Genomic DNA, 15,615 nt, shown 5'->3' on the forward strand with positions numbered 1-15,615 from the left:
TTATTCTCTGATTCTTTACTACTCGGCCAGAGCGGTGCTCAGGCTGATTTATCGGGCGTGGTGTCGTAGATGGCTTTTTCCAACTCGGCGATAGCGGCTTCATATTCTTTTTTGCCACCAAAACCTTTTTTAGCAATTTCGATGGGACGTCCGAATTCTACAACTTTACCTGTTTTAAGGGCGTCTTTGCTTTCCAAGGCTTCTACGCCCTCATCACTATATTTATTCAACAGTTCGTTCAAAACGGCCTGCGCCATTTCGCTGTACTTATTGAAGTAATTGCGCTTTTTAACATTGTTTGCGCGTTCTTTGCGCGTTAGCGGAGGCTGGTCGAAAACAACGTGGCATATCATATCAAATGGGTCTAATTCTTTCCCGACTTCGGCTTCAAGGACTTCCCAAATAATGCCTTCAGACTCCAATTCATCGATGATGGCTTGCTTGCGCTCAGAGCTATTCCAGCGCTTGATAAATTCATCAAGAGACGCAAACGACTTGGTTAGTGTTTTTTTGGTGTAGTCTTTAAACGATTCTGTGACGAGTTTGCCATCCTCATCGTAATACTGAACCCGTTCGCCCACCTTCTTTACTGCAACCCCATTGACGTGATACTTGGTAACGGTAGTTTCTTCCTCATCGTCCCAGCCTGTCTGTGGACTACCATCGTCTTCAGGAAAATCAAACTCCCTATCACCGCTGTTGAAATCAGTTTCATTTGAAGAAGGGGTTTCTTCATCCTCACTCACATGGCCTTCAATAATGTCGTCAAAGTCAGAATCGTCATCATTGATATCACTAGGTCTGGTGCTAATAACTTTCTCAGGGATGCCGTCGAAGCGTTCATCGGCAAATAGTTCAGTGGCTTTTTTGAAATCCAAAATGGTAAACCAGAGCTTGCCAAATTTATCGTCGATGCGTGTTCCCCTGCCGATGATCTGCTTGAACTTGGTCATGCTCTGGATGTTTTGGTCAAGCACAACGAGCTTACAAGTTTTGGCATCAACCCCTGTTGTCATTAATTCGGAGGTTGTGGCAATAACTGGATAAGTACGTTTAGGGTTTATGAAGTTATCGAGCTGCGCTTTCCCTACAGCGTCGTCACCCGTGATTTTCATCACGTACTTATCATTTTTAGCGTACTGCTCTGGGTTGCAGTTAATTAGCGCTCTTCGCATACGTTCTGCATGATCAATGTCATTACAGAAAACAATCGTCTTTGCCAGAGGATCGGTTCGCTTCAGGTAGTTGGTGATGGTCTCTGCTACTAACTGCGTACGCTCATCAATAACCAAGGTGCGATCAAAATCTTTCTGGTTATAGATACGATCATCCACCTCATGCCCATGCTTATCTATCAGCCCTTTCGTAGGCCGCCACCCTTGCAGGTCGATATCCAGATCGACACGTACCACTTTGTAAGGAGCTAAGAAGCCGTCTTCAATACCCTCTTTTAATGAGTACATATAAACGGGATCGCCGAAGTAATCTATATTCGATACCTCGTCTGTCTCTTTCGGTGTTGCCGTTAAACCAATTTGAGTAGCGGTATTAAAGTATTCAAGGATCTCACGCCAGGCACTTTCCTCTGATGCGCTTCCCCTGTGACACTCATCAATAACGATAAGATCGAAGAAATCAGGATCGACCTGCTTATAGGCTTTTTGACTTTCATCGGGGCCAGTTAAGGCTTGATAGAGCGCTAGGTGGACTTCGTATGCCGGATCGACTTTTCTGCCCATTATCTTTGTCATTGCCTGACCAAAAGGCTGAAAGTCATTAATACGGGTTTGATCGACTAACACATTTCGATCAGCCAGAAACAGGATTCGCTTTTTGGCCTTCGCTTTCCATAGCCGCCAAATGATTTGAAACGCGGTGTAGGTTTTCCCTGTACCCGTCGCCATCACCAGCAATATCCTGTCTTTGCCTGAGGAAACTGCTTCTACAGTTTTATTGATTGCTTGTAACTGATAATAGCGTGGGGATTTGCCGGAGCCATCGTCATAGTAGTCCTGCGTAATAATGGGTAATTGTGAATCTTTATACCCTTTGTATGCGCAGTATTTCGCCCACAGCTGTGCAGGCGTTGGGAAATCTTCTAGTCTAATTTCGGTTTCAAGTCGCTGCGGACTTGTTTTGTCGTGAAAAATGAAACCGTCACCATTGCTTGCGAACACAAAAGGCACGTCGAGAAGCTTTGCGTAATCCAGCCCCTGCTGCATTCCCTTACCAACTTCGTGTTTGTTGGCTTTCGCCTCTATAACAGCTAAGGGGATCGATGGCTTGTGGTACAGCACAATGTCAGCGGACTTCACTTTTTTGCGGGCTGCGACCATTCCGCGTACCACAACTTTCCCGTCCCGCAGTTTCACTTCCTGCCGGATTTGGGTCATATCATCCCACCCCGCTTCTTTCACAGCAGGCATGATGAACTTAGAAATGATGTCCGTTTCTGATAGCGCTTTTTTGTTCACTGAACTCATGGTTACCTCGATGCTACTCATACCAAGGACTGGTTCAGACTTATCTAAACTAGGAGGGAACACGAGTCCTTTACGTATGAACTATCAATCCTTAATTTATTGTTCTTTTATCGAGCCTGGTCGCGGCGTTAGTTCAGTTGTAAAAGTACCAGAATGCCAAGTAGATGTCATTTTGAAAGGCTACTGAGATCTGCACCTACGTCGTCAATACAGAAAGTTCTCCACGAGCGGCCCTTTTTAAGGCTGAAGACATAAAAGGAGAACTTCATGAAATGTAAGCGGCAATTTTTTAGTGCATTGTTTGACGTACTTAGCTCACAACTGATGACGATTGGCGACATTCTGTGTGTGATTTTTGTTGTACAGCTGATAACGCAATTCGAAGTTGCAGAGAGTTATCCGTTTACCGGAGTAAGAGGCTATATGCTAATTTTACTGATCTATTTATTATCACTTGCCTGTCATTTGCAAAGTGCAAGGTTGAGGAAAAAATAGAATGTCCTTGGAGCACCCGCTGGGTGCTCTTTTTTTTTGTTCCAGTTGATTGCCCATCACCACTCTTAACTTGCTTTTCGCTCTCATCGAAGATGCAAACAACATCATCGGTACGATTATGTAAAACAGCTTGAGCGACGCTCAACAACGACTGCGAAATGGAGTGTCGTGTGAAACACGATAGTTCATGGAGCCGGAGTCAGCATCGCAGATTAACCACTGTTTTCGTTTGCCATAGCAAACTTGCAAAGTATTGTACAGCAATAATTTGCAACCTTCACAACTACGTTGTGAACACTGCGAGCGTGGTATTCCTCGCGACGCTTTCCCCGAGCAGAGGACGGGGAAAATAGTGGTTAATCAGCGGTAGCTGACTCCGAGCAACGCTTCTGTCGCTGTCGCAAAGCGACAAGTGCCAGAGTAGCGACGAGTCGCGTCCACTCTGGCTTTCAGAAGAGTTGCTACAACGAAGTTGTATGTGGTTTTCGTCAGAAAGCCGCAAAAGCTAAGCAAAGTGCTTAGCGTGGCGAAGCTTCGGTAGGATGCAGGGCATCATGCCAAACCAGGCTTATTTCTCGTATGGCGCATCTATGTACTTCTGAATTCAAAACAGGAGAAGAAATGAATTACATAGAAAGAGCTATTGAGACTTCAATGTCATACATCTGCATCGCGAACCCGAGTGACCCAGGAACTCTCGGGTCACTCAGAGAAGATGCTGTAATTGCAATCGTTGGCGCTTTTGGCTTATCGAGTAAAACCGTTATCCAGAGGCATTTAGGACTTACTCGCGAAGGGGTTAATAAACTCGTCAATAGAATGAAGAAGAAAGGCCTTCTTGCAGTACATCCATCTTTTGCAAATACAGATCGGGGCTTCATTCTTCTTACGTCGCAAGGAATAAGAAAAGCAGAATTTTTGCTGAATCGCGAGTTGCATCTTCGCTCAGATTTCAGCCGAGTTAACGAAAGAAACCTTATTCATGATCTTTCAGTTCAAATTGTGGTTTTAGACTTAGCAAAGGCTCAAAAAATTAATGGGTTTGCGACAGAACGAGACCTTGCCGTTCAACTTAAGCTTAGGGGAAACGACCCGCGACTTGTAGATGCATTAGTGGTTGATGCTGATACTCACTGCAATGTCGCGATTGAAATGGAGACTTCAAACGCGAAGAATAAATCGAACGGGGACATTCGGAAGAAGATAATCAGCAAGTACCTGGAAGAGCTTGAAAGTAATGACGGTTTGTATGAATTTGTCTACATGTACAGCCACCGCCAGCGCTATTTGACACAAATTGAAAAAGCTCACGCAAGGCTGTTTGCTGCTCATAAGTCGTCGTTTTCCGCAGACCAGCAACAACTTATAGCAAGCCGAATAAAGTATAAGCCAGCAGACTGTAATACCATCTATGAGTTGATGTTTAACAGCAAAAGACAACTGGGCGACGACAAGCTCGAACTAGTTAGAAAAGACACATATTTGCATCATCTTGAAGAAATCGAAAAGTTGGTGCGTTCGAGTGGTGATAGAGTCGCGGAAATTCGTCGCGAAGGGTTCATTGAAGCGGGTAAAGTTTTGGGAATAATTGATTGAGACGGTGCCTGACTGACCTATTGGGAGCCTGACGGCTCCCTTTTTTTGTCCTACTTAGCTTCGACAGTTAACACCAGTCACGATGACCAATGTCTACTGCCTACTACCTGCTCCTCCCGCAGGCAGCGAACCAAGGCAAAAGCACAGAGGAGGTTTACTGAGCTTTCAATATTATTCCCATATAACAGAGGAGATATATGGCTTAGAAAGATGAAACTGTGGTTCTGCATTCGACTTTACATAGTTACTGGCTCAGGTAAATTTTTCAGTTTACGCCGAAGAATTCTAGAAAGGTATGCCGCTTTTTTGGGAGGGGTTTACATATGCTTTACGATAGATGTCGAGTGACTCAATAATTTCCCATCTGAACTCCTAGTTACTAACAGGACTAACTAGGAGAAACTTTAAATGAGAATATACTATGAAAGCCTTTTCACTGCGTGCCTAAAAATTAGCGAAAAGTGGATGTCTCTGAGCAACGCTATAGTAGCGATTGCAACTCTCAATACACTTTGGAACGCAGCATTTCTAATGCTAGGTTATCCAGAGTATATTAGATATCAATCGCTATCAAACAGGTTATTCCTGATATCGTTTGGATGCATTGGAGTAGCACTTGTACTGGGATTGATTGCGCTATTTGCCATGCGAAAAGTGGAAAGCGAATGATATTGAGCACCCCTCTAGGGGTGCTTTTTTATTTGTTAGCTGCTGAACTGGTTAAATACTTACGTCGAAACTTTAAGAAAAAGAAATCTAATCACAAGAAGTCATTTGTCGATTTGATGCGAGCTGTTTTGTTGGAAGAATAATTTTTGGTAAATTAATTCTTGTACATTGACTACTTATATACTCTCGCCAGAAAGGCCAAACATGGTAGCTAACGTTTTCTAGCGCAAACTCATCAATAGCTCGCTTCGACAATTCAGATTTCATCGTATATTCAGCAACATATTGGGCTTCCACTTGAACGTAGAATTCCTCTTCAGATCCTTCCTCACTAGGAGCTTCTGAATCGACCAAACGAAAACCTACATCCAAAAACACGCGCAAAAGGTTTTGTTGCACACCCTGGTCTGACTCTAATTCTAAAACCTCAGCCTTTTCCACCAGATGTTTAAATTGCAAACCAAATGAATCTTGCTTCTCGTGGTATTTTGGCTCAAAGCTATCAGTGACAATAGTATTGCTGTTACGCAGATAAATATCCTGTATTACAAGCGACTTTATTGCTTCCTTTAACGCCTGACTCATGAGTACCCTACTTGCTGCTGAGGTGACGAAGTTGAAACTACTCTTAACTTTGGCCTTGCACCAGATTTTGTAGGTGCTTTGTAATGGGCTGAAGTCGCCCAGTATCCTTTTGTTTGCTGGGTAGATACTTGCCCCTGGCAGTAACCTGAATAATAACTCAAAACATTTACCATGTGCTGATTTAAGCTAACCCCTTCTTGGTCGGCTACCGAAGCCAAAGAACGGTGAAGAGTCTTTGCTAAACGCAAAGTGACACGGCCGCTGAAGTCTTCTGCTGAGACGATGGGAGCAGGCATTTGTTTACCTTTTTCAGCGAAAATTGCCGCTGTAGTTTCAATAGAGTCTAGTGCCAGCTCATAAGCCTCTTCGTACGTATCACCGTATTCGGCAACATCAGGTAACTCTGCGACTCTAGCCTCAAAACAGGTCTCTCCGTCAAACATGCCTTTGCGAACTGTAATATTGTATTGCATTGCATCCATCATTATCTCTCCGACAGGTACTGCGACAGCTCAGCTTCATATATCTGAAGCGTCCTTATTATTTTTGTTATGTAAGCTGGCTTAATTTCAGGATTTTTCCCATGCCCGCAATTGAACGAGCCACTGGTGAAGGAAGGCAGCCCGTCATGTGTAAACACTTTGTGGCCTCCACGCTTGCCATCCCTCACTTCAAAGCCTAATTGATGAAGTAAGTCCTTAACATCATTACAACACAGATTGGTTTTACGTTGCCTCAATGTATCGACGACTTCTGTGTAAAGCTTAGCACTCATTTGACACCATATATAGTGTCACGTTCAAAAAATTCAAAGTTTCACTCCCTTTTTTTATTTTCTATGACTTTTTTGTCGAAGTTACCATTGGTGAATATTATCTAAGCAATTGAATTTTCAGAATTCTGATAGGTTGCACGAGTGTAATATTATGATAAATGAAGAATGAATGCTATTTCTCACAGTCATCCCCACATAGCTTCAGGCCAAGTCATTGCACTTTGCACGTAAAGTATCAGAAAGGTTAAGATACGCTCGCCTCCTGCCCCATCCTTAAAAATGAAAAAAGGGCTGCAAAGCAGCCCTAAAGTAGTTCGATCTGTTCAGTCCACTCATCAATAGCTTCAGTAGAAAAGTACCGATTTTTTGAGACTCCAAACGTATTCTCAAATTCGTCAGAACCTACAACGTCAGAGTTGATGAAATTGACGATTTGAATCTCGAATAGCAAAAACAACAAACATCTCTCATGGGGTTCAAAATACTTCTTTTGAAACCCCTCCGGCAGCTGCTTCACTAGAGCATCTGACAGAACAAAACCATTTGTGATGAAATGTTCGTTCTTATGCTCGTAAATATAATCGAGAGTATCTGGGTCAAAGAACCAACAAAGACGGAATCTATCCGGCCACTCAGTTCTGGTTGAACGCTTAAATTGATGAATAAACCTGATATTCAGATCACGTGTATTTGTCTTGTTGCTCATTTATAAGTCCTGATAGTAAACCTCAGAACTAACTAGTCACTCGTCAAGGGGATTTTATGAAAAGCTAACGCCACATATTGAATGAAGCATTAAAAAACGGAATATTTGGGAGGTGAAACAAATCGATTTGGCAATCACATTGCTGCTGAGCTAACGCAGTCAATGAAATTGAAACTAGCAGATTTTTCCGTAAATTTCTAGTGGTGGAAATACGAATTAATCGAGGAAAATATGACACTGCTTTCAAAAACACTTTTCGATCATTGCGATGTTGAAGTAATTCCATCTCCAAATACAGAAGACACTGAGACACAAGATTTAGCGACAGTAAACCCAGCGACAGGCCTGCCCATGTTGAAAGGCTCGACGATAGATGTAGCGGGCAATCCGCTCGGTACTGATTTTACAGATGAACAAACCTCTTCATGCAGCTTTCAAGACTTTGATGATCATTTAAGCGACTCGTTAAGTTGCGACTCGCTTCATTCACATTCAGAAAACATATTTGAATGCGACACTTCGAGCGACCTTATGTTAGACAGCTTTGACAGCTCCTGGGACAGTGGTTTTGATGAATATTGAAAGCAAGGGTTGAGTGCGAAATTCCGGTATACGACTGACAGAAAACTCTAAAGCTCCTTATGCCAGTAAACCAACCACATATAGCTAAAAGGCATACACAAAAGCATGTAATTTTTCTGAAAATTTTTTTTTTTTTGTAACCTGATATCAGTTTTATAAACAAAGAGAAAAAAGCCTTGACCAACCTAACTAGTGTAAATATCGCTGAGGTAATGGACAACCCTGAAAAAATCGAATGGATTCTGAATAAGATCGCTTTCCTGGAGAATGAGCTTGCGAAGCTCAAAAAGCCACAAAATCAGTGGCTAACTTTGGAAGAAGCCGCAGCTGAACTAAATAAAAGCGTAAGTGCAGTTCGTCAGCGGGTGAAAAGCACGAAGAAGCCGATGCCAGAGGGCAAAGTGTGGAAGCAGGCTGACAAAGGTCACGCCATCTCTGTAAACGTAGCAAATTTTAGGAAGTATATGTGATGTCTCAGGCCCTAACTAACGAGAATGACCCTATTAAAGTCGCATTAGACGCAGCCAAAGGGGTATCAATCCACAATGGCAGCCTACGTTTGCAATTTAAGCTTCCAGGTCAACTTCGACATACTCGAAAGTCGCTTGGCTATCCGCCAAACTTGGATAATATTGAGATTGCTATTAACACGCTGCGTAACATAAAACAGGACATCGCAAATGGCTTGTTTAAATATGATGAGGAAGAGTTTTGGTCTAAGCATTTCCCCACTAATGCTCGTAACCCAGGCTCGCCGATCACTGTAGAAGCTTGCTTCAAAAACTATGTTGAAGAAAATGATTCGGTACTCTCCGACTCAATTACTGAGAAACTTAATACAGCTCTTAATTGGCTCTCGCACTACAAACTCGCCTTGAAGCCACTTGGACATATTACTAAGACCGTCCTGAAAGACCTAAGAAAAAAGAGTGTACAAGGCAATAGCAAAACGAAGTTTGCTGGTTGCACAGTAACTACAGTAAACGAGTACAGCAGTACGCTACGAAGAGTGCTAGATTATGCCGTTGAAGAAGGTCACCTGAAAGAAAACCCTATGAGATTAGTACCTCAGTTGAAGAAGGACGACCTTAATTTAGAGTATTATGATCGTTACGTTAAGCCTTTCACAGTGGCTGAACTAGACTGCCTGCTCGCCAAAATCCATGTCCCATCAGTTAGACAGATGGTTAAATTCCTAGCCTGGACAGGACTTCGGCATGGTGAACTTAAGGCGCTGGCATGGGAGGACGTTGATTTGGAAAACAAGAGAATTACTGTTAAATACAATCTCACGAGAAAAGGAAAGCTAAAACCGCCAAAAACCAAAAGCGGCTACCGTGTAGTAGAACTTCTTCCAGCAGCATTAGCGGTGCTAGAAGAAATGAAGGATGGGTCGGCAGCTCTTCCGCCAGTAACTGATAAAATTCATTACAAGTACGGCAAATTTGATATCGTCAAAAGACGAAGAGTCTTCTTAGGAAGAGCTAATCAGCCTTACAAAAGGCCAGAACTTACAACTGCTCCAAAGCAATGGGAAAAGTGGTTGAGAGAAGCAGGTGTCTCTTACCGCGCTGCTTATCAACTTCGACATACATATGCGAGTAGGATGCTTACAGCAGGATGTAACGAAGCTTGGCTAGCAAGTCAAATGGGCCATGCGAATACAAATATGATAGCGACGATATACGGAAAGTGGATACCTGAAGACAACCCTGACTATATAGCCCAGTTGGCAAAAAAGTTAGGGCAAGAATATCGCTGATAGATTTTAGAGGAGCTATGCATCAAATATAGCTCTTTTTGTTTTGATAGCATACCAGCCGCCCCTCAAGCCTTTGTAGTATAAAATGCGAATAGCAGACGCTCATAATCGGAAAAATAATAGTCTGCTAAGAGTGATGAGCACACAATTTGTGCTTATTTATCTCACGAACATCCACTAAACATGTGTTTATATACAGTTCTCAATGGACTTAAATAAAGTTTATCTTTAAACTCAGCATAACTGTTCATAAAACATCCAAAGAGCACATTATGCCGTCACAAGCCCAGATTATGCGTCAGATCCAACAGAAATTAGAACGAGCGGCTAGAGAGCAGCAGAGGAGAATAGATCAACATAATCGAAAAGTTGTTCGAGAAAATAAGAAAGCTGTCGATGATTATAACCGCGAAGTCAGGAGAGTTAACTCAGCTAACCAGGCGCAAGTAAGAGCGGTTAATAATTATAACAAGAATGTCGAACTGCAAAACAAAGCAAATTTGCAGAAAGTTCAACGTTTTAATACAGAAGTTAATCGAGTCAACAACCAGAGTAACAGTGATAGTGCAAAGTTGCTTGCCGATATAAAAAGGCAACTGAGAAACCCCTCTAGCAGTATAAGTTATAGTCAAATAGAGGAGAATCTAGCTGACAGAGTCTATGAAGCTGTTTCTAAGGCTGACTCCCGAGAATATGATGTTTTCCTAAGTTACGCGAAGATTGATGGTTATGAGACTGCATCTAAGTTGAAGGACGAGCTTGAAAAACTAGGAGTTTCTGTTTGGTTTGACGAAGTTGCTATCATCCCTGGAAAAAGTCAGTCTCTTCAGATGGATGCAGGATTAAAAAAAGCAAGAGCTGGAATTGCACTTCTGACCCCAGCCTATTTAGCTGGTAGATTCTGGACTGAGAGAGAGCTTGGGGTACTTCTGAATAAAGAAACTCTTATCCCCGTCCTAAATGGCTGCACTTTTGAAGACGTAAGAGAATACAGCGGAATCCTTCCAGACCTGGCAGGATTTATTATCGATTTAGATCAATCTACAGAAGCTGTTGCTTTAAAAATTGCCCCAGCAGTAAAGGTTGTGGAATCCACTTAACCGATACCTATAAGCGAAAAGACGGTAAACCTAGTTTATGTCAATGCCTCTACAAGAGTATTATTGTCCTACCTCTATTGAGTATTGAGCAACAGTAACTGACTAAGAGGGGCTAGGTAGGTTAAGCACGATATGAGATGTAGTACGTGGATTAAGACAACGGGTAAGCTATTACCTTTGATGAAACTATATCACCCACAATAAGTTGAATATCCCAGAGTCCTGCTCACAACAGTATTAAATGATTAAAAAGGCAATTACTTGTCAGATCAATACAAAAAAACTCTGGATTAGCCAGAGTTTTTTTGCATATATCACTTGCCCCCTGCTTAACCCCATCACTTTTTAAACCGCTAGAGGCCAGTAAATCCAAGGGCTTTAGCCTAAAACGGCATTTTGAAGCCGGGTGGTAATGGCATGCCGCCAGTTACATCACCCATTTTCTCTTTGCTGGTTTCCTGGACGCGGCGAACAGCATCGTTAAATGCAGCGGCTGTAAGGTCTTCCAGCATATCTTTATCATCATCCATTAATGAGTCGTCAACTTCTACACGACGCACATTATGGTTACAGGTCATCGTTACTTTCACCATACCAGCACCAGCCTGACCGGTCACTTCGACTTCAGCCAGCTCTTCCTGCATCTTTTGCATGCGCTCCTGCATTTCCTGCGCCTGCTTCATGATATTTCCCATTCCGCCTTTAAACATGTGATTCACCTTTATATTTTAAATTTTACTCAGCGAGCTTTGACTGTGTCACCTTTAACACTGGCATTGAATGCGTCAGTGAGTGAGGTAAATAGAGTGTCGCTGCCCACAACCTGATGCGCATATTGCTGGCGCATCGCATTAATCTGTTGCTGCAAAGAAAACGGTGTCTGTGCTGGTTCCCCGACCCGAATATCAAGTTGTATCGATTCATTCAGTGCGGTGCTCAACGCCTGTTTTACCTGTGCAATCGCATTATCGTTTAATAGATGCGCCTGACTTGCATCTAATTCAAGGATAATGTTGCTATCTTTTTTCTCATAAGAAGAGTGCAAAACGATCTGTTTGATCAACCCTGCTACGTTCATCCGTGAAATCAAATTGCTCCAGCTATCAATCTGATTTGCATCGGTAAGCTTTATGTTGTCATTCAGGTACGGCTGAATGGATGCATTATTATCAGATAATTCCGGGCTGGGGGAAGAAACATTTTCCATTGAATTAACAGACGTAGGATTCTCTGCGTCCTCGGGTATTGTCTGATCAGACACGAATGCTTCTTTACCATCGATGAAAACTTCGCTCTCATCCGCTATATCAGAATAGCCGTCATCCATGCTCCATGGAGGCTGCAGATCGTTCTGCGCACTCTCTATCTGCTCAGAAGCAGATGAGCTGTCGTTTGAATCAGAAAAGTTGGATGCCACGCCATCGGCTTCGTTGGATTTTTCAATTTCCCGCGCGCCGGGATCACCTTGCGACTCGCGCCGTGGTGGCACGAAGGGTTGGGTCGGCTCAGGCTTTTTTGTCTGAGCAGCGTCCTCCTCACGCTGTCGCTTGAGTCGTTGACGCAGTGCGAGCATTTCCTGCGTAGCGCTAAGTCCACTCGGCTCATTCTCATCTGAGTGATGATCTAGTGAAGAGGAGTGCTGCTCGTCAGCGTTCTGGACAATATACTGTTCGGATACAGGCTCATTGTCGTAAAGCGCCTCTTCTGCACGATATTCCTGAGCTTGCAGTTCAATATCATCCATCTGACGCGCAAGGCCTGCATCGAATTCGGCATCCGTAACAGAAGGAGCATCACGCATCTCAGAAACAGACTGATCCCGGCCTGACGTTTCTGATTCGCTCTGCACATCTGAAAAGTCAGCGCGATCGTGCGAGCTAGCAGCCGTGTCATCTTCACTTTGAGTGAACTCTGCCGAGGTATCAAAGGTGGATTCACTGGCAGGCTCTGACAGCTGCTCATGCACTGAACCTGTAACCGGTTGAGAAGCGATTACATCCTCGGGACCTTTTACCCCTGGTGCAGGTGCAAATGACATCATTCGAAGTAATGTCATCTCAACGGCGCTCCTGCCGTCAACAGCATGCGGCAGATCCTTTCTGCCCTCCAGCGCTATCTGATAAAAGAGCTGAACCTGTTCCGCACTGACTTGTTTAGCTAACTGATAAATCGCTTTGGCTGACGTTGTTTCAAGCTTACAAGCGTCCGGCACCCACTGGGTTAATGCGATCTGATGAAGTAAGCTGCTTAGCTCGGCCAACAATTGACTGTAATCAGGAGACTGTTGAGCCATGTCATCAACAATTTGCAATACATCACGAGGCGACTTTTTAATTACCTGAAGAAGCAACTTTAATACCTGATGCTTATCCATCAGGCCAAGCATATCAGTAACAATCGTCGCAACAACTTGATTATCGCCCTGTGCGATCGCCTGATCGGTAAGACTCAAAGCATCTCGCATGCTGCCATTTGCAGCCCTTGCCAATAATGCCAGCGCCGACGTTTCAAAAGGTACTGACTCCTGATCCAACACATACGCAAGTTGCTGGCTGATCTGCTCTCTGGAGAGTGCTTTCAGGTTAAACTGCAGGCAGCGCGACAAAATGGTTACAGGCAGTTTCTGCGGGTCGGTGGTCGCGAGTAGAAACTTCACATGCGGCGGGGGCTCTTCCAATGTTTTAAGCAAGGCATTAAAGCTATGCTTAGATAACATATGGACTTCATCAATGAGGTAGACTTTAAATTTTCCGCGTGTTGGCTTGTACTGAACGTTATCCAATAGCTCGCGGGTATCTTCAACTTTTGTCCGGGAAGCCGCATCTATTTCAAGTAAATCGACATAGCGGCCCTGTTCTATTTCAATACACGTTTCGCATTGGCCGCATGGCTCAGAACCCATTCCCTGTTCACAGTTCAGACTCTTGGAAAAAATCCTGGCGATGGTGGTTTTACCAACGCCACGTGTCCCTGTGAATAAATAAGCATGATGCAGACGATCGTTATCCAATGCGTTCGCAATGGCGCTAACTACATGCTCCTGACCCACCAGTTCTGAGAAACGGCCGGGACGCCACTTTCGGGCTAGAACCTGATAACTCATTGACTGAAGGTCTCCGTATTACAGATTAATATTCACAGATTGAATAGGTTTGAATATCCAGGTCGGATAACTTTTTATCGCCACCAAGTTCGGGCAAGCCGATGACAAAGCCTGCATGATCGACGTGACCACCTAATCGACGGATAAGTGCCGCTGAAGCAGCAATGGTGCCGCCCGTTGCTAATAAGTCATCGATAAGCAAAACATTGTCGCCCGGGGCAATCGCGTCTTTATGGATTTCCAGCGTATCAGTGCCATACTCCAATTCATAACTTTCGCTGACAACTTCGCGAGGTAGTTTATTGGGCTTTCTTACAGGCACAAAACCTACGCCCATCTCAATAGCCAGGGGCGCGCCGAATAAAAAACCACGGGCTTCGGTCCCGGCGACTTTGTCAAATTTTACGTCTTTATACTTTTCTAAGAGTAACGCAATACAGGCACTAAATGCCTTGTGGTCTTCTAAGACACTGGTTACATCTCTAAAAATAATGCCTGGTTTGGGATAATCAGGCACAGATTTTACAACTGATTTAATGTACTCAGCAGTCACGGTAACGCCTTATAATGTGCTGGTTAAAACCAAAACGTGAACCAGCCGGTAATGATGTGCATGCAAGAGATGGCAATCAGAACAGCAACAGAAGCAAGGAACCACCAACCGCTATAGGGCTCTTTGAAGTTTTTATCATCAGACATGTGGAATACCTCACATTTTTGTTCACAAAAAATGGGCGTAAATGGTAATCGAATATGCCCAAAATTGACAGCCTTTCCGTCGCTACCTTAACTTGTTTGGAGTTTGAATAACCAGCTGACGCAGGTGTGCAACGTCTAATCAAGTATAGGGCAATAAGGACAATTATTCTTACTCAACGGATAAACAGCTGACACTCAGCATATATACTGATGGTGAATTGCATGATTTGGTTACACTAAAGCGCGGGGTCTCAGTGTCTGATTGATCCAGCGAACATCCCCAATCTCAGCTAATTACAGATTCAGTCCAAATGACGCCCAAACTTTCATATGAAAGACATTTTACATGCATTTTTAACACGGATAAGCGTTAGCGTGCTCAGGCAGTTACCTATCAGTATGCTTAATCAAAGGTGCAATGATAATTACGTCACGCTGAGGAATAATATTAGAACATAGCTCACCAGATTAACGCATCACAAAGCGTAACGGGTGTAATGAACTGACGGTGGTCTCGGGAATGGCTCCATGCATATGCTGTTACAGACTTTTTTACGAATGCCCAGGGCAAGATGGCAGGCACTTTTTGAGATTAGCAAATCACTGCGTTTTGAGTCAAAGGACCACCTTGATAGCAAAATGATGTTGTTAGGTTAGCCAGCACCAAATGCAAAGCCTCGCTTTCTGCATAGCTATTGTGAAAATCAGTTTTTTTAAGGACGGGTGTTTCGTAGCCGGTATGAAACAGTGTGCCACGCTCGCAACCACGTTACTGTTCTGCGCTGACAGACGAATTACAGCGATATAATGCGTAAAGAGACGAGCGCCAGGCCGCAGGCGGGTAAGCGCATCGTTGCACCAGGCATAAATTGTTGTGTATGAGCCTGTGCATCGCTCGCAGCCTGCACGCTTTGATGGTGAGGCATTGCAATGCAGGCGTACTGCGCAATCATGCACTTCTGAAACGAAAAAAGCCCACTCGGTTGAGTGGGCTTCTTCGTAGAATGGGAGCTTGGCGGTGTGCTACTCTCACATGGGGAGACCCCACACTACCATCGCC

General features: G+C 43.8%; 14 protein-coding genes. 5 read left to right on the forward strand and 9 right to left on the reverse strand.

Going from position 1 to position 15,615, the window contains the following annotated elements:
- Nucleotides 1–38: 38 nt before the first annotated feature.
- Nucleotides 39–2,483: an EcoAI/FtnUII family type I restriction enzme subunit R gene (gene hsdR / locus HHX48_RS16945; protein WP_191026518.1), complete on the reverse strand. Its 2,445-nt coding sequence runs from the start codon at nucleotides 2,481–2,483 to the stop codon at nucleotides 39–41.
- A gap of 1,116 nt (nucleotides 2,484–3,599) precedes the next feature.
- On the opposite strand from hsdR, the gene HHX48_RS16950 reads away from it, so the two are divergent.
- Entirely contained in the window at nucleotides 3,600–4,574 is a 975-nt protein-coding gene (locus HHX48_RS16950) for a MarR family transcriptional regulator (RefSeq protein WP_191026519.1), read from the forward strand.
- A gap of 756 nt (nucleotides 4,575–5,330) precedes the next feature.
- Here the strand turns inward: HHX48_RS16950 and HHX48_RS16955 are convergent.
- The 4 genes from HHX48_RS16955 to HHX48_RS16970 form a co-directional block, all read right to left on the reverse strand.
- Nucleotides 5,331–5,828 carry a preprotein translocase subunit SecB gene (locus HHX48_RS16955; protein ID WP_191026520.1) on the reverse strand — a complete coding sequence of 166 codons (498 nt, stop codon included), beginning with the start codon at nucleotides 5,826–5,828 and terminating at the stop codon, nucleotides 5,331–5,333.
- Entirely contained in the window at nucleotides 5,825–6,313 is a 489-nt protein-coding gene (locus tag HHX48_RS16960; protein ID WP_191026521.1) for a toxin-antitoxin system HicB family antitoxin, read from the reverse strand. The genes HHX48_RS16955 and HHX48_RS16960 overlap by 4 nt, the downstream gene beginning before the upstream one ends.
- The gene (locus HHX48_RS16965) at nucleotides 6,313–6,603 is read right to left on the reverse strand and encodes a type II toxin-antitoxin system HicA family toxin (RefSeq protein ID WP_191026522.1); all 291 of its coding nucleotides are present in this window, start codon (nucleotides 6,601–6,603) and stop codon (nucleotides 6,313–6,315) included. The genes HHX48_RS16960 and HHX48_RS16965 overlap by 1 nt, the downstream gene beginning before the upstream one ends.
- 304 nt (nucleotides 6,604–6,907) lie before the next feature.
- Nucleotides 6,908–7,309: a hypothetical protein gene (locus tag HHX48_RS16970; RefSeq protein WP_191026523.1), complete on the reverse strand. Its 402-nt coding sequence runs from the start codon at nucleotides 7,307–7,309 to the stop codon at nucleotides 6,908–6,910.
- Between the two features lie 231 nt (nucleotides 7,310–7,540).
- Between HHX48_RS16970 and HHX48_RS16975 the strand changes: the two genes are divergently transcribed.
- The 4 genes from HHX48_RS16975 to HHX48_RS16990 all read left to right on the forward strand — a co-directional run bounded on the left by HHX48_RS16975 (nucleotide 7,541) and on the right by HHX48_RS16990 (nucleotide 10,753).
- Nucleotides 7,541–7,891, forward strand: a complete 351-nt coding sequence (locus HHX48_RS16975) for a hypothetical protein (protein WP_191026524.1) — start codon at nucleotides 7,541–7,543, stop codon at nucleotides 7,889–7,891.
- Between the two features lie 212 nt (nucleotides 7,892–8,103).
- Nucleotides 8,104–8,361 carry a sigma-70 RNA polymerase sigma factor region 4 domain-containing protein gene (locus tag HHX48_RS16980; protein WP_191026525.1) on the forward strand — a complete coding sequence of 86 codons (258 nt, stop codon included), beginning with the start codon at nucleotides 8,104–8,106 and terminating at the stop codon, nucleotides 8,359–8,361.
- Nucleotides 8,361–9,653, forward strand: a complete 1,293-nt coding sequence (locus HHX48_RS16985; RefSeq protein WP_191026526.1) for a tyrosine-type recombinase/integrase — start codon at nucleotides 8,361–8,363, stop codon at nucleotides 9,651–9,653. Before HHX48_RS16980 ends, HHX48_RS16985 begins: the two co-directional genes overlap by 1 nt.
- Before the next feature lie 272 nt (nucleotides 9,654–9,925).
- Nucleotides 9,926–10,753: a toll/interleukin-1 receptor domain-containing protein gene (locus HHX48_RS16990; RefSeq protein ID WP_191026527.1), complete on the forward strand. Its 828-nt coding sequence runs from the start codon at nucleotides 9,926–9,928 to the stop codon at nucleotides 10,751–10,753.
- Between the two features lie 383 nt (nucleotides 10,754–11,136).
- Here the strand turns inward: HHX48_RS16990 and HHX48_RS16995 are convergent, their stop codons facing one another.
- Genes HHX48_RS16995 through HHX48_RS18995 form a run of 4 tightly spaced genes read right to left on the reverse strand, consistent with a single transcriptional unit; the run spans nucleotide 11,137 to nucleotide 14,555 of the window.
- A complete protein-coding gene (locus HHX48_RS16995) occupies nucleotides 11,137–11,463 on the reverse strand; it encodes a YbaB/EbfC family nucleoid-associated protein (protein ID WP_191026528.1) in 327 nt (108 codons plus the stop codon).
- A gap of 29 nt (nucleotides 11,464–11,492) precedes the next feature.
- Nucleotides 11,493–13,856 (reverse strand): DNA polymerase III subunit gamma/tau, encoded by a 2,364-nt coding sequence (gene dnaX, locus HHX48_RS17000; RefSeq protein WP_191026529.1) that lies wholly within the window; start codon nucleotides 13,854–13,856, stop codon nucleotides 11,493–11,495.
- A gap of 25 nt (nucleotides 13,857–13,881) precedes the next feature.
- Entirely contained in the window at nucleotides 13,882–14,409 is a 528-nt protein-coding gene (apt, locus tag HHX48_RS17005; protein WP_191026530.1) for an adenine phosphoribosyltransferase, read from the reverse strand.
- Nucleotides 14,410–14,432: 23 nt separating this feature from the next.
- On the reverse strand, nucleotides 14,433–14,555 hold the full coding sequence (locus tag HHX48_RS18995) for a hypothetical protein (RefSeq protein ID WP_263406973.1): 123 nt from the start codon (nucleotides 14,553–14,555) through the stop codon (nucleotides 14,433–14,435).
- Nucleotides 14,556–15,615: the final 1,060 nt, after the last annotated feature.

It is taken from the genome of Salinimonas profundi (assembly GCF_014750655.1).
GTDB lineage: Bacteria > Pseudomonadota > Gammaproteobacteria > Enterobacterales > Alteromonadaceae > Alteromonas > Alteromonas profundi_A.

Bases quoted from the DNA above. Each gene is read 5' to 3' on its own strand.
- HHX48_RS16955 (WP_191026520.1), bottom strand. From the start codon at position 5,828: ATGAGTCAGGCGTTAAAGGAAGCAATAAAGTCGCTTGTAATACAGGAT.
- HHX48_RS16970 (WP_191026523.1), bottom strand. From the start codon at position 7,309: ATGAGCAACAAGACAAATACACGTGATCTGAATATCAGGTTTATTCAT.
- HHX48_RS16980 (WP_191026525.1), top strand. From the start codon at position 8,104: ATGGACAACCCTGAAAAAATCGAATGGATTCTGAATAAGATCGCTTTC.
- HHX48_RS16985 (WP_191026526.1), top strand. From the start codon at position 8,361: ATGTCTCAGGCCCTAACTAACGAGAATGACCCTATTAAAGTCGCATTA.
- hsdR (WP_191026518.1), bottom strand. From the start codon at position 2,483: ATGAGTTCAGTGAACAAAAAAGCGCTATCAGAAACGGACATCATTTCT.
- HHX48_RS16965 (WP_191026522.1), bottom strand. From the start codon at position 6,603: ATGAGTGCTAAGCTTTACACAGAAGTCGTCGATACATTGAGGCAACGT.
- HHX48_RS18995 (WP_263406973.1), bottom strand. From the start codon at position 14,555: ATGTCTGATGATAAAAACTTCAAAGAGCCCTATAGCGGTTGGTGGTTC.
- HHX48_RS16960 (WP_191026521.1), bottom strand. From the start codon at position 6,313: ATGATGGATGCAATGCAATACAATATTACAGTTCGCAAAGGCATGTTT.
- dnaX (WP_191026529.1), bottom strand. From the start codon at position 13,856: ATGAGTTATCAGGTTCTAGCCCGAAAGTGGCGTCCCGGCCGTTTCTCA.
- HHX48_RS16995 (WP_191026528.1), bottom strand. From the start codon at position 11,463: ATGTTTAAAGGCGGAATGGGAAATATCATGAAGCAGGCGCAGGAAATG.
- HHX48_RS16990 (WP_191026527.1), top strand. From the start codon at position 9,926: ATGCCGTCACAAGCCCAGATTATGCGTCAGATCCAACAGAAATTAGAA.
- HHX48_RS16950 (WP_191026519.1), top strand. From the start codon at position 3,600: ATGAATTACATAGAAAGAGCTATTGAGACTTCAATGTCATACATCTGC.
- HHX48_RS16975 (WP_191026524.1), top strand. From the start codon at position 7,541: ATGACACTGCTTTCAAAAACACTTTTCGATCATTGCGATGTTGAAGTA.